The organism is Lysinibacillus sp. SGAir0095, assembly GCF_005491425.1.
Lineage (GTDB): Bacteria > Bacillota > Bacilli > Bacillales_A > Planococcaceae > Ureibacillus.
In genome coordinates this window covers 4,084,071-4,102,445 of the sequence record NZ_CP028083.1, presented here as the reverse complement: position 1 = coordinate 4,102,445, position 18,375 = coordinate 4,084,071, and the positions used below count along the sequence as shown (strand labels likewise).

The window sequence follows — 18,375 nt, the reverse complement described above, 5'->3', positions numbered from 1 at the left end:
TCGTCTCCCTTTATCTTTATGGATCGGCTATGGTTTATCCATTTATATTGTTGGATGATTTTTCAAAACATAGATTAACCGTTCTTTCTTTAGACCAAGTACGGTGCATTACATTACGTGGAATGGTGAATATTTCCCCAGGTTTCAGAGCTACCGTCTTATCTTCCAAATCAATAAAGAGTTCCCCTTCAAGAACCATAAACAGCTCATCACAGTTTTCATGTTTATGCCAATGAAATTCACCGTTAATAACAGCTATACGTAGTGCATGATCATTTACTTCACTAACTATCCAGTTTTTATATTCTGATATCCCATTCGAAATGTCGTATAGATTCAGTTTCTCTAATTGTCCATTCTTCATTTCAAGATATTCCCCATTTCTGTTGTAGTAGTGCTGAATCTATTATACAGAAGCCGTTCTACATAATCATGCGCTCATTAACGAAACCAAATAAGGTTTCTATTTGCTTATTAAGGCAGTGATAAAGTGGAAAAAAATTTTATGGTATCTTCAAATGCTTGCTTGGATAACAATTCGGAGTAGTTCTTGTTTTGGGGGTCTGCAAATCCGTGGAGACCCTCATATTTACGAACCTCAACATTACCATTTTCACGTAAGTTGCAGATAAGTTCCTCAACATTAAAAGACATTTCTTCTGATGGGAACAGTAGTAACGAAGGACATTGGGGTTGTTTATCCAGGTAGTCCCTTATACGAGACCCATAGTAGGCAACAAAGGCATCAACCAGGCCTTTTTCTGTCCCACATAACCATGCAATGGTGGCTCCAACACTGTATCCAATCACATATAACATTTGATACTTATGTCTCAACTGCATTAGAATTGAACGTGTATTTTCCACTATTGGGGAAAAACCAATATTCACGAAATTCTTGTATGCCATTTCCTCTTCTTCGTAATTATAAGGTTCGTCTCTATCCAGCAGATTGGGACATATTACATCATATCCAATGTTGGACAATCTTCCACAAACCTCTCTGATATGTTGATTTATGCCATAAATTTCATGAAGAACAACAATAGCTGTTTTTGAGTTGTTATGATAAGTAAGCATCAGTCATTAGCCTCCAATTTAACGCATTCTATTGTCATATTACTATCCAATAAATGACATTACTAGTGTCATGGCGAAATTGTGTGTCAATGAAAATTGAAGGGCGCAGGAGAAAATTTGATTCCACCACAAAATTCGATGAACCTAAATAAAAAGAGCCTGATGCTTGAGACAGTCTTTTTTGCATTACAGAGATAAGGCGAACCGGATCAAAAGTAGTGGTATAACAGAGGGAAAGGCCATGGATAGGGATTAAATGCATCATGAACAAAAAAAGTATGGAAAATTTCCATGTATCATTTAAGTTCTCCTATAAAAAATAATCCCTAACTGCTTGTGATGGTGCAATGGAAATCTCTTGGTTCACTTTATCTTCAAGTTAGTTTTTACTTCTTCTACTTTATTGTCATACTCTACAATTACTTCTTTCTCTTTTTCAGTTAAATTCAATGCTTTAGCATAAAGTTCAAAATTGATTTTCCAGTCACCTGCAAGAAGTAGCCCGAAAACTGGCAATTCTCCCACAGGGGCCAGATTCACCCGAAGGAACGGGAAAGGCCGATCTCCAGTTACTGTTTAAGGTTTTCTTAATTACGTATCGTAAGTGCAGTTTATAAAAAAAAACCATCTATAACATTGATAATACAATGTTTTAGGTGGTTTTGAATGTATATACCATCTTTAATATCACTAATATGCCAAATTCATTCACAAAAGGCTATAAATCTTTAACCCTCTCGTTTCATTGTCACAGCTTTGTTCAGTTTTCTTGCTAAATCAGGGGATGCATTATTCATATATTGGTATATAAGGTTAAACACATCTGAGGAGACTGTGGTTAATCCATGTGCCATATTATCAATTAAATCATTTTGTTGTCCCTCGGAAAGAGATTTATAAAAAAGCCCAGCTTGTGTAAAATCATCCTGTTTTTCAAGGTCAGCTCGTTGAAGCTCTCCTTCCACAAATCGACCATTACCACTAGTAACTAAATCACCCGGCCACCAATCTGCTTGTTTGTTTACTGGTACATTTCGGAAATCTGGCCCAATCCGATTACGTTGAGAATCCCAGTAAACATTGGCACGACCTTGTAACATTTTATCATCGGATAATTCGGCACCATTCAGTAAATTCGATGGTGAAAAGGCGGCTTTTTCAACTTGCTCCATGTAGTTATCTGGGTTTTTGTTTAACACCATGCGACCGACAGGATGGAATGGAAATTGTTTCTGATCCCAAATCTTCGTATCGTCTAATGGATCGTAGGGCAAGTCCTTAGATTTATCTGGATCAATCACTTGGACATACAATCTATATTCTACGTGTTCTCCATTTTCAATCGCATTATATAAATCCTGACCAGCAATATCCGGGTTTTCTCCAGCTAATTTCACTGCTTCATCATTCCGAATGTATTGCTGACCTGCCATGGGTGACCAAGTATACTTAATATAATGACGTTTTCCTTCATCATTTTTCCAAACATATGTGTTCACACTATAACCCGGTAAATGACGCAGACTTTTAACTGTACCTAGATTAGAGTAAACAAGAAGTGTAAATAACAACGACTCAGGTGCTCTTGCAACAAAACTCCAGTATCGGGTAGGATCGATTAAGTTGTTTTTCGGTGATGGAAGGAATGCCTTAATCGCTTCAGGGAAACGAATCGGATCGCGTACTGAAAATACTGGGATATGATTACAAATAAGATCGAAAATGCCTTCTTCTGTATAGAATTTAGTAGAAAACCCTCGTACATTTCTTGACGTATCCGGTGTTCCTTTTGTGCTGACTGCTAGTGAGAATCTTACAAATACGGGTACGCGCGTTCCTGGCTGTTGTAAAAATGAAAGGGACGTATAATTCGACATAGAATACAACGTTTCAAAATAGCCAAATGCACCCCATCCCTTAACATGTACGGGTCTTTCTGTAATCTTTTCATGAATAAACGTCTGTAATGTTTCGTGTTCAATGTTATCTTGTTCTAAAATTGGCCCTCGTTTACCTACTGTTTGTGAATGAATTTCAGCTGGAAGGTCTATATTCCATTTGTATGTACTATTTGATGACTGTTCTTGCTTGCGAAGGTTTTGTTCCGCATGATTGTTGTGCGGATCTGTACCTCGATTATGGATAAATTCTCCTCCTATTCATTTAAGTCTAATGTCAATGAATTATATGGTAGGGCCTTAGTATATAGAACATTGAAGTACAGCGGATCAGCCGCTATTCTTCCTTTTGCATAACCATATCACAAGTAGAATGGGTAACGACAAGATCACCTAGAACGTATTAAAGTAATAGGTATTGATAGCAGCCGGGCCAAATGCTAAGTTTATAGAAAACATATTACTAGGAGAATCATATATGATGAAAAATACTGCTTTGCCGTGGAGAGAAGTTTTGACAGGCGATAAAATGCATACGATTAACGGTGATGTAAGGGTAATCGAAGCGTTCCCGATTCCTCAGCTGCAGACGGAGCGAAGAGTATGGATTTACCTGCCGAGAAGCTATAACGAAGGTGCTCGTAGGTATCCGGTTATATATATGCATGATGGACAAAATGTGTTTGATCAAGCGACGTCTTGGGGAAGTGAGTGGGGAGTCGATGAGACGTTGGAGCAAATGACGATCGATGAACCTGCACTCGAGACTATTGTGGTTGCTGTTGATCATGGAGGCGACCAGCGCAACAATGAATATAACTTCACGATTAATGCAGAATATGGCTTCGGAGGCAAAGGCGAAGCTTACGCTGCGTTCCTTGCTGAGACGCTCAAGCCGTATATAGACGACCACTATCGTACCCTCCCTGGACCAGAACATACCATGATTGGTGGGAGCTCTTTTGGTGCTTATATATCGCTCTACACCGCTATTCGCTATCCTGCTCAGTTCAACCGAGTTGGCGGCATTTCTTTCGTTATGTGGCAGGACAACGGCGCGATCATTCAATTGATTCAGCAGTCGGTTATTTCTCCTACGCTGCGCCTCTATCTCAGCATCGGAGAACTGGAGACCGATAATCCAGACTTTAACCGGATTGCTTATGAACACATCGCGCTGCTCATCCAGACGCTTACCGGTGCTGGGGTAGCAGATAGCAGAATCCGATTTGACGTCATTCCAGACGGAACGCACCACGAATCCACATGGGGACCGTTGTTTACTGAGGCTCATCGTTGGTTGATTCAGCCATGATATAGTGCTTCAGCTTCCATGAGAAGATGCAATCACGGTTTTGCTTCTTATGCTTGATTCAAAATAAAACAAGCCGCACACAATCTATTATTTAATGTTATTTTTCCATTTAATGAAGATCAACTTGAATAAGAGTCTTAAAGAAGGCTCTTGATTCAAGTTGGGATGTTTATAGGGTTAAGATATTGCAAATGGTGATGAGTGCAGCTCCTGTTCCTTTGATGAATGGTCATAATTCTATTGGAATAAGGCAGATAAGCTCTTAACCTTACAATAAGTAAACGAGTTTTATCGAACTCTAAAAAATGCGGATTATAGCTATCATCCCACTAACTGAGGTTTATAATATAAACCACCTAGAATGTTGAAGAAACATTTTAGGTGGTTATTGGCTTCCTACTTACTCATGGTCTTATGAGGAGATGTCTAGAGTATAATTAATTGTTAGTAATCTCACTCAAATAAGTGTGTCTCAACCCATCTTGGATATTATACAAAGGAGCTGCATTTAACATGCATTTAGCTTTTTCATTACTTAAGCAGCTATGTTTTATATCACCAGGCTTAGCGTCGTAATAGACAGGACTAACCCCCTGATCATGTAGTTGTTTAAGGATTTGAATGATTTGATTGATCGATGTACGTTGTCCGGTACTTACATGAATGATTTCCTGATTACCTTTTTCAATGGAAGCTAAGTTTGCCTGTACTACATCTAACACATGGATAAAGTCACGGGTTTGCTCTCCATCCCCATAAACTTTTAAAGGATTCTTATTACCTAAGCCTTCAATGTAAATCGCAATCACACCACCTTCACCTTTTGCTACTTGTCTAGGTCCATACACATTTCCGTATCTTAGAATGGTATATGATAATTGGTGGTATTGATTATATAATTGGATATATTTTTCAGCAGTTAATTTTGAATGGCCATAATAAGAGATTGGATTCGTTAAATCATCTTCTGAAATCAAATCTTTTTGTATATCTCCATAAACTGCGGAAGTTGATGCAAAAATAAACTTTTTTACCCCTGCTTCTTTGCAAGCGTCCAGTATATTAATTGTACCGTCTATATTAATGCTAGCATCATCGATTGTATTAGTAATTGATGTGGTCACATCTGCTTGTGCCGCTAGATGAAATACGACATCTGGCTTTATCTGTAAGATTAATTCTTTGGCTTCTTTACTGCGGATATCTAAAACATGTGTATGAACATGTGAAGGAACATTCTCTAGTTTCCCAGATGATAGATTGTCAATTATATGAACCTCGAATCCTCTAGTTATAAGTCCCTCTACTAGATGGGAGCCTATAAAACCCGCCCCACCTGTCACTACTGCCTTCATCTTTATACCTCACTCTCATTTTCATATTAGTAAAGTATGTTGTTTTATCGGACATTGTATAGTATACAAACCTAGTTAAGGTGAAACTTCAATTGAATGATTAGTTGAATTTATAATCAGTTGGTAGGTTATTTAAGATTTGACCATGCACTTCATGATTTACTTTATTATTTGAACTTAATACTACAAAGGGATTATTAGAATGACTTATAGATACATTTGGGTCAAGGAGACTGTAATTTTGAGGTAAATGATTCTTGATTTGATCTATTATTTTATGATCTATTTTTGCTATATTAAACTTTTCCAACTCATTCTTTAATAATTCGGTAGTATCAGGATTTGGAAATACATAATTATCGGGTAAAGCACGAAGTATCTGGAGTAAAGTGGCTCTCGGCATATAAATCTGGGGGGTGGTCGATTTAACAAGAAATAATGAATCATATTCATTTTGTTCAATTGCGGATATTTCCGTTACTTTATCAATCGAGGAATCGGGGTCGTTCAACTTATTTCGATTAAACCATAAACCCTTCCACCAATTTATGACATTACCCTTGAGTTTTAAATAAGAAAGCAGGATGAATAGTCTTATACGCACAAAGATTATGCTCATATACTTCTTCCTTTCATTACACCCTTATAGATCTCCATTAACTTCAGCATACCACTGTCAATAGACCAGTGTGTCATTCCCCATTTTTTTGCATTAGATCCAAGCAACTTCCTAAGTTTGTTGTTTGATAATAGCAAATTTAGATTATTGGTTAACATAGCAGTATTTTTTGCTGGTGTTAATAAACCTGTAACACCGTGTTCGATTACTTCTGGGATACCACCAACATCACTGGCAATGACTGCCTTACCAGCAATTTGAGCTTCAATAACGGATATAGGTTGGTTTTCAATTAAAGTAGGAAGGACAAAAATATCCGTTTGTTTTAGTAAACTAGGGACATCATCTCTTTTCCCTAAGAAGATAATATGATGATCGAGACCTAACGAACTTGCCTGGGCCTTTAACTCTGCTTCTTGCTCTCCAGTACCAGCAATCCAGCATACCCAATCATCCCTTATTTCTTTTAAATCACGTAAAGCTGAAATTAAGAAATTTATACCTTTTAGTTCAACCAATCGACCTGCATACAGGATTACCTTTTTATTATCTGGACGCAGCATAGTGGATTGTTGCCTGGATTTTAGTAAAAATTGTTCCGTGTCAAAGCCATAATGAAGTACTTTAATTTGTTGTTCCGGAACATTAAATTCATTCGTCAGAATCTTTTTTAACCATTGATTGCATACGATTGTCACATTTGCTGAAGTTGCGCCTTTATTTTCAAGGATATCATAATAGGAACGTGCCATATCGGATGTATCTGATTTATGGACAGTTTCCAATTGAAGTCTGATTTCATGTGCTACTGATCCATGAATTGTTGCGATTAGGGGGGTATCCTTCGGTTTTATTCTACTTAAACAGTAAGTGGAAATGACATCTTGTGTGTGAATTAAATCATATTTTTCCAGACCAAAATAAGCTGCACTTAATTCATATACATATCGTTGAAATTCAGTCCATTTTACCAAGAAATTTGCATACATCTCAGGGTAATTCTTTTCATTTAAATTTGCATTAATAATGGGAATGATCTTCTCTCTTTGGATTACTCTTCCTTGATTATATAATCCAACAGATAAATTCTCCTCATCGTACCCTAAGATATCAACTTCATGACCATAAGATTCAAGAGCACTTGCCAATTGTTTCAAATAGCTCCATACGCCTCCAACGTGAGGTATTGGCCAATATGTTGCTAATAATATTTTCATCTTAATGTCTCCTCTTCTATTCTTCTAATTCACATTATTTATAAGTAAGTAGTTATGATGTAAGCACTTGAATAACGTATTTTTTATATTAAAATCATTTGGAGAATAATAGGGGAACCCTTTATTGGAACATCATCTGTAGTTAAAATTAGTTTTTCGTCCTCAATTTTGTATGTTGCACTTGGCTGTAGGACACCATTGATAAATAAATTATAAAGTGAAACATTTTCAGTATCCTGAATTTTTTGTTCACCATAACCACTTAACGAATCATTATTTGTAAATATTTTCTTATATCCATCAGACACTGAATAATACTCGAAGATTGTAGCTTTCTTTGGAATTTTAAATAAAGTTTGCTCATTCTTGTTTAATTCCGGTATCGAAAGAAAAGGTTTAGATAAATTAGATTGATGGTTAATGATACTCATCTACTTGTAGTCCATCCCTTCATAATAGAATACTATTTATGGGAATCGAAGGATGCTCCCATTATATTTAGTAAAGTTATTAAAAACATATTTTGCCCATTTGCATATATTGTAGTATATGGAAGGGGGAGGATTATGGGTCTTAAAATAATTAAATCGGTGTCGGCTATGCAAAATAAAATTGTAGTGGCACCAGAAGTGTCACGCTTTTTTTATGAACTCAAGAAAAATGTTGGAGAATCCTCAATGTTAAGAATTAATGCTGAAGATTTTTTGGATGACTCAGGTAATCGTATTGATTCATTACCAGCACTAAATATGATGAACAGTTATTTCAATGTTTACATTAATGGTATTTTGCAAATGGATGATATTTTTAGCTATACTTCTGGCGGAAAAGGGATTGGCAACCTGTTAGTTTCACTTCCGGAAGAAACAGAGATTGAATTGGGAACTCCTATAATTTTAGAAGTAATCAACTTTGAACCTACAGTTAAAAGCGGAACATAAACCTCATGAACTCTTTATTAGTAAGGCCAAAGACATTAGATTCATAATGCCTTTGGTCTCTAATTATTTATGAAATAAACAGGGCATATAAAATTTTTAAAAATATAATGTAATCTTTTAATCTAATAGTAGAATGTTCAGCTATTAATAGTGATATTGCCAAAAACTTAGATAATTCCTCTTCATCCATAATGAACGTATCCTCCAATGGCTCTATCTTTCTACTATTAACGCTTTAATAGCTTAGTTTCATACCATTTAATTGTTTTAATAAGCCCTTCCTCTAAGCTTGTTTTCGTTTGATAACCTAATATTTTGTTCGCTTTATCCAAGGAAGGGAGCCGAGCAGGTATATCTTCAAAGCCTTCACCATAGGCGACTTCATAAGGTACAAATTCATGTTCTGAATTGCTGCCAGTTAAAGTGATAATTTTTTTAGCTAATTCCAGAATGGTAATTTTTTCGGTTGCTCCTAAGTTAAATGCTTGATTATTTGCATTTTGATGCATGGCTGTTTCAAGCCCTTTCATAATATCCTGTATAAAACCGAAGCATCTGAGCTGAGTTCCATCCCCGTGAATAGGTAATTTTTCATTCATTAGTGCCTTTTTAATGAAAATAGGTATTACGCCACCATAAGCAGAATGATCTTGCCTTGGACCGAACGCGTTAAAAAATCTAACCACTGTTACTGGTAGACCCTTCTTTGCATATGCGAAACACATATGTTCGTCTAATGCTTTTGCAGTAGCGTAACACCAACGATGAATAGAAGGATCCCCTAAGATTCGATTAGACTCCTCTGTATAAGGTAGTTCAGGATTTTTTCCGTAAATTTCTGAAGTAGAAGCAAAAATTACTTTTTTGCTATATTGATAGGCAATCTCCAATACAACCCTTGTTCCGTCAATATTCCCCTCAATGACTTTTAATGGATCATCAACGGTATTTTTTACCCCTAAAACAGCAGCTAGGTGATAGACAATATCATTTTCTTTAATCAATTCTTCCATTAAAACTCGATCAAGTACTGTCCCCTCGTAATAGGAGAATCGGGGATTATTTAACGCATCTCTTAAATAATCAGCAGATCCGTTTGATAAATTATCGATGACTGTTACCTGATAGCCTTTTTCAAGAAGGTAATCCGTTAAGTGGGAACCAATAAACCCTGCGCCGCCTGTTATTAAAATCTTATTCACTTTTCCATTTCCTCCTTTGAGTATCGGGGAGAGGATACAAAAAACTTTTTAAGATCTAATAAATTCTTTGGCGATGCGTAAATCTTTTCATAGGGAAGATTTGTATGTTCCGTTAACAACACATTCACATCATAATTACTGATTTCATCTACTCTAATCGAATGATACATTTGGGAATTAATCATTACTTGTGGTACGTACGGATCATAATAAGCTACATCGATGCCCTTTTGAAGAAGATACTCCATTATCTTTAGGGAAGCGGACTCTCTCACATCATTAATATCTTTTTTATAGGCTAACCCAATTAAAAGAACAGATGACGATAGTTTTCTTGGTTTAGATAGTAGAAAATCGAGTATTTTTTCAGTAATATATTCCGGCATTTTTTTATTAATTTGATCCGCAATATTGATAAATACTGATTCATGGCCGAATTCCTTCGCTTTCCAGGATAGATAGAGAGGATCAATAGGAATGCAATGACCACCGATACCAGTACTAGGTGTAAAAGGAACAAATCCGTATGGTTTAGTTGCAGCAGCCTCAATAACTTCAAATATATCAATATTCATTTTTTCACAAAGAATGGCACAATCATTAATAAAGGAAATATTAATAAATCTTTGTGTATTTTCTAATATTTTCGTCATTTCTGCAGCTTTTGTAGAAGATACTTTATGAACTGTATCGAAAATACTTTCATAAACTTCAACAGCTCGTTTTAGACATTCTTCAGTAGTTCCACCTACAACCTTTGGAATTACTTGAAGTGGGATCGTACTTCCTGGATTAATTCTTTCAGGAGAATATGCTAAATAAATATTTTTACCAATTTGAAAACCCTGTGCTTCTATTCTAGGTAGAATTAATTCTTCTGTAGTACCTGGGTATGTTGTACTCTCTAAACAAACTAGTTGATTTTCTTTTAAATAGGGCAAAATGTTAGAAATTGCTTGAATCACATAAGAGAGATCTGGTTTATTTTCACTAGTTAACGGAGTTGGTACACATATGATAATGACATCTGCGTTAGCCACTCCTTTAGAAGCGTCATGAAGAACAAATTGACCTTTCTTAATACACTCACTTATAAAATTTTTATTAATATCGGGATTATATATCTCGCCATTAAGTATACTTTCCACTTTTCGTCTATCTATATCAATTCCATGGACAGTATTCCCTATTTCTAAAAATCGCTGACATAGGGGTAAACCTACAAATCCTAATCCAAGGACTGCAATAGATTGTTTTTTAGTTTCCATTTTTTTCCTCCAATCTTAGTCTCTGAAATTAACATATGAAAGGAGAAAATTTTAATATAGACAGTAGCCTCTATTTAATAGAATTATTTATTTAAAATGTACTAGTAAATACATATGAAGGATAAAGCAAGACTTTAACTAATTTTATTTTTGAGCTACTAAATCATAAAAAATGATAATGGAGAAGGGAAAATACCTTTTTACTGATAATGGGGTAGGGGTAAACAGCTTGATATAAATGGAAACCAAAAAAGCCATAAAAATAGCAGCATCCGCTATTTGCGGATGCTGCTACTATTTTTTATTAGTTACGGATTAGGTAATCAAAAGCACCTAAAGCTGCATTTGCACCTGATCCCATTGAAATAATAATTTGTTTAAATGGGTTATCTGTACAATCACCAGCAGCAAATACACCTGGGATGCTTGTAGAGCCATGCTTATCTACAATTATTTCACCCATACGTGTACGTTCAACTTCATCACTTAACCAGTCTGTATTTGGTACAAGACCAATCTGAACGAAAATCCCTTCAAGTTCAATATGATGGATTTGTTCTGTTTCTTGATCTTTGTATGAAATCCCATTTACTTTATCAGCGCCTGTAATTTCAGTTGTTTGTGCATTTTTGATAACCGTTACGTTTGACAGACTATTTAAACGATCTTGCAGGACAGAGTCCGCTTTTAATGCATTTGAATATTCAAGAACTGTTACATGTTTCACAATTCCCGCTAGGTCAATGGCAGCTTCAACACCTGAGTTTCCACCACCGATAACGGCCACTCGTTTTCCAGCAAATAAAGGACCATCACAATGTGGGCAGTAGGCTACCCCTTTGTTTTTAAATTCTGCTTCTCCTGGTACGTTCACATTACGCCAACGAGCACCAGTTGAAAGAATGACCGTTTTGCTTTTTAGAACTGCTCCATTTTCGAGCTCAATTTCGATTAAATCTTTCTTTTCTAGACGTTTAGCACGCTGAAGATTCATTACATCAATCTCGTATTCTTTCACATGCTCTTCCAAGCTTGCCGCGAGTTTAGGACCCTCAGTATATTTTGTACCAATAAAGTTTTCAATGCCTAGTGTATCCATTATTTGGCCACCAAAGCGTTCTGCCACAATTCCTGTACGGATACCTTTACGTGCAGAATAGATGGCAGCACTTGCACCAGCAGGCCCGCCGCCAACAACAAGGACATCAAATGGCTCTTTGTCAGCAAACTCGGATGCGTCTGGTGCGCTGCCAACCTTGGCAAGGATCTCCTCCAGGGTCATACGACCATTGCCGAAAGGTTCTCCATTCAAGAATACAGTTGGTACAGCCATGATGTCTTTGCTTTCGACTTCTTCTTTAAAAGCTGCCCCATCAATCATCGTATGAGTAATATTAGGGTTAAGAACGCTCATTACGTTAAGAGCTTGAACAACATCAGGGCAATTATGGCATGTCAAACTGATATAAGAGTCAAAGTGGTATTCTCCTTGAATACTTTTTACCTGATCAATGACCTTTTGATCTACCTTTGGGGCTCTTCCGCTAACTTGAAGTAGTGCTAAAACTAAAGATGTAAATTCATGTCCAAGTGGAATACCAGCAAATGTGATGCCAGTATCTTCCCCGATGCGATTTACGCTAAAGCTTGGTGTTCTATTTAATTGGGCATTTTCGACTTTAATATGTTTGGACATAGTAGTTAATTCATCTACTAAAGCCAACATATCGCGGGAAATATCATCATTTCCCGCACTTACTTTAAGTAGCACATCGCCTTCCATCAGTTGAAGATATTGGGCTAGTTGTGCTTTGATCTCTGCATCTAATAACATTTTAAATCGTGCTCCTTAAATCTTGCCAACAAGATCTAGGCTTGGCTTAAGTGTCGCAGCCCCTTCTTCCCATTTAGCTGGGCATACTTCACCTGGATTGTTGCGTACATATTGTGCTGCTTTAATTTTATTTACTAGCGTACTTGCATCACGACCAATACCACCAGCATTAATTTCAACAGTTTGAATAACACCGTCTGGATCGATGATAAATGTTCCGCGATCTGCAAGTCCTTCTTCTTCGTCTAACACGTCAAAGATACGAGAGATTTTTTGAGAAGGGTCACCAATCATAATATACTCAATCTTGCCGATTGTTTCTGAATGATCATGCCATGCTTTATGAGTAAAATGCGTATCTGTTGAAACTGAATATACTTCAACTCCTAAATCTTTTAGAGTTGCGTATTGGTTTTGAAGGTCTTCTAATTCAGTTGGACATACAAATGTGAAGTCTGCAGGGTAGAAACAAACAACACTCCATTGACCTTTAAAGTTTTGTTCAGATACATCAATAAATTCACCTTTTTGGAATGCTTTTGCTGAGAATGCTTGTACTTCTTTTCCGATTAAAGACATATTATATTTCCTCCTAGGAATTAATTTTTGAAAGTGTAACTATATTATAATAATTATAATTATGTATACATTTTTATATACAAATGATTATCTTGTCAAGGAATGACACAAAACGTTGCTAAATTTGTCCAAAAATAAAAAAGTATGACTTATTTTGACGTTTTAACGAATATAGTCATATATAATTTTAGATCTAAACTTAGAATTTTAAACTAATTAAATCTAATATTATCAACTATTTTTTATGATTCATGTATAAATGAGAATAAAAATATATTAAAAAGGTGAGAAATACTCACCCTTTTTATTGAAGGTAGCTATTGTTGACATGCTCAACCCGTAACTTTAAGTAAAATACTCCAATTTTGCATTGGGAAAGAACTTTTCCATATACATGTAAAGATATTTTTTTATATCCTCTTCTTCTTCCTTTTGATAGATATACTTCCCAATTCCGTATTTCCCCCATTTATATCTTCTTTTTTCTTCGTCTAATTCTAATTTTGTCATGGGGTAGTTTTTCTCAATCACTCGCTTCGCAGGCTTTGTAAAACGGTGCTGAATAAACTCAAAGGTAATATCTTCCCTGGCATCAACGGGCAATTCCGCATCCAAACGCTCAAACATTTTATAGTAGCCATCCTTCCATCCTTCATGAAGATAGATTGGTGCCACTATAAATCCGAGTGGATAGCCAGCACGTGCAACTTTACCTGCTGCTTCTATTCTTTTTTCTAAAGGAGAAGTCCCCGGTTCAAAGTTTTTAATGACATAATCAGCGTTAACACTGAAACGGAATCTTGTTTTTCCGTTATGTTCGGCATCAAGCAAGTGGTCTACATGGTGAAATTTTGTCACAAATCTAAGTTTGCCAAGCTCTGATTTTCCAAAATGCTCTATAGCTCTTTTTAAAGTATGGGTTAAATGATCAATTCCAACTATATCAGATGTACAGGAAGCCTCGAACCTTGTTATTTCTGGAGCGCGTTCCTCCATATATTTGTCCGCTGCCTCAAGAATCTCCTCTACATTGACATATGTACGGATATAGGGTTTACTTCCCATCGTAGTTTGCAAATAGCAATAATGACAGTGCCCCATGCAACCCGTTGCAAAAGGAATTGCGTACTCTGCGGATGGCTTGGAGGTGTCAAATTTAAGCGTTTTTCTAATTCCTACTACAAGTGTGGATTTGGCAACGCGATATTTTTTAAAGTCATTATCGCCTGGTAAGTTCCTTACTTGATTGTGTGAAGTAGTTTCACGTATTTCAATATTCATATTTTTAAATTTCTCATATAGTTCTTTTCCTAAAGGATAGTCCAATGCAGCTGGTTCAAAATAGACAAGTCTAGGTGTAAATGGATTATTCATTGCAAAAATCCTTCTGAAGTATCCCCGTAATAATAGTTGTAGGCTTGGTTTGCTTCTTCTTCTGAAGAATAAACTGCCATTTCAGTTGAAAGGGGATAATAGGTTTCATATAAAAATAAAGCCAATTCATCCTCGTTCTCAGGGTTATTTACCACGGCTGCTGATTGAACATTTGCTACATCTTGTGTATGAGGATTTCTGTAAAAAACATAAACAATATCGCCAGCCTGATAATTTTGATTTTCCATTTTATATCACCTTCATTTTAAATTGTGATTATAGTATCCCTTTTGCTTCAAAAGTTATGATTTCATGATTATGGAAAGAGAAAACCTGGAAATAAATATACTTGTCCATTTTGGTCCATAATAAATCTGCTCTAAAAATAAAAAGGAGTTGATTGGATTTGGAATTGAATGCTGGAAATCAAACTGAAGCAGCACTGATCAAATATAAAAAGGGTCTTGGTGTATTTAACGAAAAGATGCCTGGATTTGTAAGTCAGTTTAATGCCTTTACAGAAGAATGCTTTAAAGATGGTGCAATAACTCAAAAGCAAAAACATCTAATCGCATTAGGAATAAGTATCCATGCTCAAGATGAGTATTGCATTATTTATCATACAAAAGGATGTCTTGATCATGGATGTTCAGAGCAAGAAATTATTGAAGCGATAGGTGTGACTGCAGCATTAGGTGGTGGGCCATCGTTGAGTCAGGGTGTTACTCTTGTTCTGGATTGTATGAATGAAATGAATCATATGAAACAGTAAAAAGTTCTAGGTGAAATCGTAAAGGTTTCATCTTTTTTTGTTGTTTAGAGGAAAAGGAAAACTAGTTCCAACAGCCGTTAATTATCCCAAATTATTAAAAGATGTGTTCCTTAGCGATTACCATTCTACAGATGAACTCGAAATACGTTTGACTCCTCGAATAGCAGCTATTTCCTCCACAAGTTTCTGCATAGCAAGGTTCTTCTGTTTTGCTTCTATCATTATGTCAAAGTTCTGGTCCAGTTCCTTTGCCTTCTTTAAGAAGGGGAGGACAAAGTCTAATGAGACATAGTCTGCATGTGAACGGAAGGCTTGATCAGATTTGGGAGAAGAAATGTGAACTTTCGGTAGAACATTTGTTGAATTCCATGTGTGAAAAATACGCTGTAAATCAAGTTGAAGGTCGGCTTCCTCCTTATTAGCCATATGGTGATGATAATCAAGTACCATTGGAATGCCTTCCTTTTCACAGACTAGAAGTGTTTCAGGTACATTATATGTCTTATCATCGTTTTCAAGGGTCATATGTTTTTTAATTTCATGTGGCAACTGTTTGAGATTTTGATGGAATCGATCTAATGATTTGCTTTTATCCCCATAGGCTCCCCCTATATGAATATTGATTAAACCTGTATGTAGGGCATTCATGGCTCTCAGCATTTTATAGTGATATTCCATATCCTTTACAGCATTCATTGTTACTTCTTCTTTTGGGCTTGTGAAAAGTGTAAATTGATTTGGGTGAAAGCTTACCCTTAGCTTAAATTGTTGGACTATTTTTCCTAGCTCCTCCCATTCATTTTTGAATGGAGTATAGAAATCCCACATCACCTCAGGATGGGTTGCCAAAGGGACTAAAGAACTCGAAAACCGATATAATTCTATTTCATGGGCAATATTGTAGTACAAAATTCTTTTCGTATGATGTAAGTTTTGTGCTGTTACCGATTTTAACTTTTCCATTCGTTCATCTTTGGGAAGTGTTGAATACCGGGCAAAAGTTAAAGTTTTTGATGGACTTGCATCCCATAATCCCATTGCATTTGCTACGTATCCGAACCGTATTTTCATCTACTTTTCTCCTTAAATTGATTCTGTTAAGTTGATATAGTTTAAAGGGACAAGCCGTTAGTAGTTTATTTTCTACTGAAATCCATTACAGTATACAGATGAGTTAAAAAAGGTAATTCGATATAATACGTTGTATATATAGTAAATTTCTTCCCTTTATTATGGATTAACAAGGTGTTGAAGAAATAAACATAATAGCGAAATAGTAAAAACAGAAAAGAAGTGCTTATATGAACAAACGAGAACAAAAGAAGTTAGAAACAAAACAAACGATTATTAAAGTGGCAAAAGAATTGTTCTTAGATCGTGGGTTGCTAGAGGTTCAAATGCAGGAAATTGCGGATGACGCACAAATTGGCATTGCCACGCTATTCCGTTACTTCCCTAAGAAGGAGTACGTTGTGTTTACAGTAGCGAATGAAATTTTAGAAGACATGGATACACATATCCGAAAGATTATCGAGCAATCATTAACTGCCTATGAAAAAGTTTCGCGTATTTTAGATTACTACACAGAAATGACGGGGGAGGCTCATACAAAGCTTATCCGTTTCCACCATTCATTTGATTTATATACATCAATGGCCGAATATCCGGATGATATGATGACACCTTACCGTCAGTCTAGAGAGCGCTTTTTGGCAACCTTGATGCAAATTGTCAAAGACAGTGAAGTAGACCGTTCCATTCGTGAAGATATCGATCAACATTTACTCGTGACAACTATTGTCCATAGTTTTAGCTTTTTCTGCGTTAAAATTGCGACAACAAATCCGCAGATCGTGCCGGTTACATCACCGGACTCATTAGCGCAGATTGAGCTCATGAAGGCTATGTTTTTGGAATTTATCAAGCCTTGAGAAGATCTAGAGCGATTTGTTTGACCTAAGAACGGGAGTTTTGATAAAGTGTAATTGAAAAGTGATAGTTAACTATCACTTTATTAGTTAAACTTATTAGGAGGTCTACTTCATGGGTCGATTAAAAGATAAAGTAGCAATTATTACTGGAGCAGCACAAGGGATGGGAGCAGCCCATGCCAAATTATTCGTGGATGAAGGCGCAAAGGTCGTTATTACAGACTTAAACGAAGAGAAAGGCCAAGCTTTAGTAGCAGAACTTGGTGAAAACGCACGATTCATAAAACAGAATGTAGCATCTGAAGAAGATTGGTTAATAGTTGTTGCTAAAACTGAAGAAGCATTTGGCCCTATAAATATATTAGTAAATAATGCCGGGATTACTATGGCAAAATCTTTGATGGAGACAACTTTAGAAGACTATCGCCGTATTGTAGAGATTAACCAGGTGTCTGTATTCTTAGGGATGAAAGCAGTAGTTCCATCTATGCAAAAGGGAGGCGGCGGTTCTATTATCAATATCTCCTCAATGAACGGTTTAGTTGCGGGTGCTGTAGGTTATACAGATACGAAATTTGCTGTACGCGGCTTAACAAAAGCTGCAGCAATGGAGTGTGCTAACTTTGGAATTCGTGTTAACTCTGTACATCCAGGTGTAATCGCAACGCCAATGGTTGTTCAAGAGGATACTAAAGCTGCTGTAGAAGAATTTGCAAAGCATATTCCAATGGGGCGCGTTGCACAGCCTGAGGAAGTTTCAAAAATGGTATTATTCCTAGCTTCTGATGAATCAAGTTACTCGACTGGCTCAGAATTTATTATCGATGGCGGTATGACAGCTCGTTAATCTTTAAATCTAGTTAGTAAGAAGTTTGTCCTAAAGAGTTAGATAAACCTGACTCTTTGTGGATAGCTTTATTCTATATCTTAAAATGCTCCTCAATCGAAATAATAAGTAATTTCAATTGAGGAGAGTTATTTAAATCCCAT

The 18,375-nt window shown here is 36.2% G+C and carries 21 protein-coding genes; 5 read left to right on the top strand and 16 right to left on the bottom strand.

Features of this window, described 5'->3' with window-relative positions:
* Nucleotides 1–34: 34 nt before the first annotated feature.
* From C1N55_RS20175 to C1N55_RS20160, 4 genes are all read right to left on the bottom strand, one after another.
* Nucleotides 35–364 carry a cupin domain-containing protein gene (locus C1N55_RS20175; protein WP_137730438.1) on the bottom strand — a complete coding sequence of 110 codons (330 nt, stop codon included), beginning with the start codon at nt 362–364 and terminating at the stop codon, nt 35–37.
* 110 nt (nt 365–474) lie between these two features.
* Nucleotides 475–1,080: a dienelactone hydrolase family protein gene (locus tag C1N55_RS20170; protein ID WP_137730437.1), complete on the bottom strand. Its 606-nt coding sequence runs from the start codon at nt 1,078–1,080 to the stop codon at nt 475–477.
* 363 nt (nt 1,081–1,443) lie between these two features.
* Nucleotides 1,444–1,605 carry a hypothetical protein gene (locus C1N55_RS20165; protein WP_205758495.1) on the bottom strand — a complete coding sequence of 54 codons (162 nt, stop codon included), beginning with the start codon at nt 1,603–1,605 and terminating at the stop codon, nt 1,444–1,446.
* A gap of 203 nt (nt 1,606–1,808) precedes the next feature.
* Complete coding sequence (locus C1N55_RS20160) at nt 1,809–3,224, bottom strand: catalase (RefSeq protein WP_370452632.1); 1,416 nt, start codon at nt 3,222–3,224, stop codon at nt 1,809–1,811.
* Between the two features lie 232 nt (nt 3,225–3,456).
* Here C1N55_RS20160 and C1N55_RS20155 point away from each other — a divergent pair, with 232 nt between their 5' ends.
* Entirely contained in the window at nt 3,457–4,293 is an 837-nt protein-coding gene (locus tag C1N55_RS20155; protein WP_137730435.1) for an alpha/beta hydrolase, read from the top strand.
* Nucleotides 4,294–4,730: 437 nt separating this feature from the next.
* Here the strand turns inward: C1N55_RS20155 and C1N55_RS20150 are convergent, their stop codons facing one another.
* The 4 genes from C1N55_RS20150 to C1N55_RS20135 all read right to left on the bottom strand — a co-directional run bounded on the left by C1N55_RS20150 (nt 4,731) and on the right by C1N55_RS20135 (nt 7,915).
* Entirely contained in the window at nt 4,731–5,648 is a 918-nt protein-coding gene (locus C1N55_RS20150) for an NAD-dependent epimerase/dehydratase family protein (RefSeq protein ID WP_137730434.1), read from the bottom strand.
* A gap of 100 nt (nt 5,649–5,748) precedes the next feature.
* A complete protein-coding gene (locus C1N55_RS20145) occupies nt 5,749–6,267 on the bottom strand; it encodes a hypothetical protein (RefSeq protein ID WP_137730433.1) in 519 nt (172 codons plus the stop codon).
* On the bottom strand, nt 6,264–7,484 hold the full coding sequence (locus C1N55_RS20140) for a glycosyltransferase family 4 protein (protein WP_137730432.1): 1,221 nt from the start codon (nt 7,482–7,484) through the stop codon (nt 6,264–6,266). The genes C1N55_RS20145 and C1N55_RS20140 overlap by 4 nt, the downstream gene beginning before the upstream one ends.
* An 83-nt stretch (nt 7,485–7,567) precedes the next feature.
* Nucleotides 7,568–7,915 carry a DUF4183 domain-containing protein gene (locus tag C1N55_RS20135; protein ID WP_137730431.1) on the bottom strand — a complete coding sequence of 116 codons (348 nt, stop codon included), beginning with the start codon at nt 7,913–7,915 and terminating at the stop codon, nt 7,568–7,570.
* 135 nt (nt 7,916–8,050) lie between these two features.
* Here C1N55_RS20135 and C1N55_RS20130 point away from each other — a divergent pair, with 135 nt between their 5' ends.
* Entirely contained in the window at nt 8,051–8,425 is a 375-nt protein-coding gene (locus tag C1N55_RS20130; protein ID WP_137730430.1) for a DUF4183 domain-containing protein, read from the top strand.
* A gap of 67 nt (nt 8,426–8,492) precedes the next feature.
* Here the strand turns inward: C1N55_RS20130 and C1N55_RS20940 are convergent, their stop codons facing one another.
* The 7 genes from C1N55_RS20940 to C1N55_RS20100 form a co-directional block, all read right to left on the bottom strand.
* Complete coding sequence (locus C1N55_RS20940) at nt 8,493–8,615, bottom strand: hypothetical protein (RefSeq protein WP_255502428.1); 123 nt, start codon at nt 8,613–8,615, stop codon at nt 8,493–8,495.
* A 37-nt stretch (nt 8,616–8,652) separates the two neighbouring features.
* Nucleotides 8,653–9,627 (bottom strand): NAD-dependent epimerase/dehydratase family protein, encoded by a 975-nt coding sequence (locus C1N55_RS20125; RefSeq protein WP_137730429.1) that lies wholly within the window; start codon nt 9,625–9,627, stop codon nt 8,653–8,655.
* Nucleotides 9,624–10,895, bottom strand: a complete 1,272-nt coding sequence (locus C1N55_RS20120; RefSeq protein WP_137730428.1) for a nucleotide sugar dehydrogenase — start codon at nt 10,893–10,895, stop codon at nt 9,624–9,626. Before C1N55_RS20120 ends, C1N55_RS20125 begins: the two co-directional genes overlap by 4 nt.
* A 304-nt stretch (nt 10,896–11,199) precedes the next feature.
* Nucleotides 11,200–12,729 carry an alkyl hydroperoxide reductase subunit F gene (gene ahpF / locus C1N55_RS20115; protein WP_137730427.1) on the bottom strand — a complete coding sequence of 510 codons (1,530 nt, stop codon included), beginning with the start codon at nt 12,727–12,729 and terminating at the stop codon, nt 11,200–11,202.
* A 15-nt stretch (nt 12,730–12,744) separates the two neighbouring features.
* Nucleotides 12,745–13,308: an alkyl hydroperoxide reductase subunit C gene (gene ahpC, locus C1N55_RS20110; protein ID WP_137730426.1), complete on the bottom strand. Its 564-nt coding sequence runs from the start codon at nt 13,306–13,308 to the stop codon at nt 12,745–12,747.
* 345 nt (nt 13,309–13,653) lie between these two features.
* Nucleotides 13,654–14,682, bottom strand: coding sequence for a spore photoproduct lyase (splB, locus tag C1N55_RS20105; RefSeq protein WP_137730425.1), 1,029 nt, complete (start codon nt 14,680–14,682; stop codon nt 13,654–13,656).
* Entirely contained in the window at nt 14,679–14,930 is a 252-nt protein-coding gene (locus C1N55_RS20100; RefSeq protein WP_137730424.1) for a transcriptional regulator SplA domain-containing protein, read from the bottom strand. Before C1N55_RS20100 ends, splB begins: the two co-directional genes overlap by 4 nt.
* A 158-nt stretch (nt 14,931–15,088) precedes the next feature.
* On the opposite strand from C1N55_RS20100, the gene C1N55_RS20095 reads away from it, so the two are divergent.
* On the top strand, nt 15,089–15,454 hold the full coding sequence (locus C1N55_RS20095) for a carboxymuconolactone decarboxylase family protein (RefSeq protein WP_240758339.1): 366 nt from the start codon (nt 15,089–15,091) through the stop codon (nt 15,452–15,454).
* A gap of 117 nt (nt 15,455–15,571) precedes the next feature.
* On the opposite strand, the gene uvsE is transcribed toward C1N55_RS20095, so the two are convergent.
* Nucleotides 15,572–16,525, bottom strand: coding sequence for a UV DNA damage repair endonuclease UvsE (gene uvsE, locus C1N55_RS20090; RefSeq protein ID WP_137730423.1), 954 nt, complete (start codon nt 16,523–16,525; stop codon nt 15,572–15,574).
* Nucleotides 16,526–16,755: 230 nt separating this feature from the next.
* On the opposite strand from uvsE, the gene C1N55_RS20085 reads away from it, so the two are divergent.
* Entirely contained in the window at nt 16,756–17,385 is a 630-nt protein-coding gene (locus C1N55_RS20085) for a TetR/AcrR family transcriptional regulator (RefSeq protein ID WP_137730422.1), read from the top strand.
* A 112-nt stretch (nt 17,386–17,497) separates the two neighbouring features.
* Nucleotides 17,498–18,232, top strand: a complete 735-nt coding sequence (locus tag C1N55_RS20080; RefSeq protein WP_137730421.1) for a glucose 1-dehydrogenase — start codon at nt 17,498–17,500, stop codon at nt 18,230–18,232.
* Nucleotides 18,233–18,375: the final 143 nt, after the last annotated feature.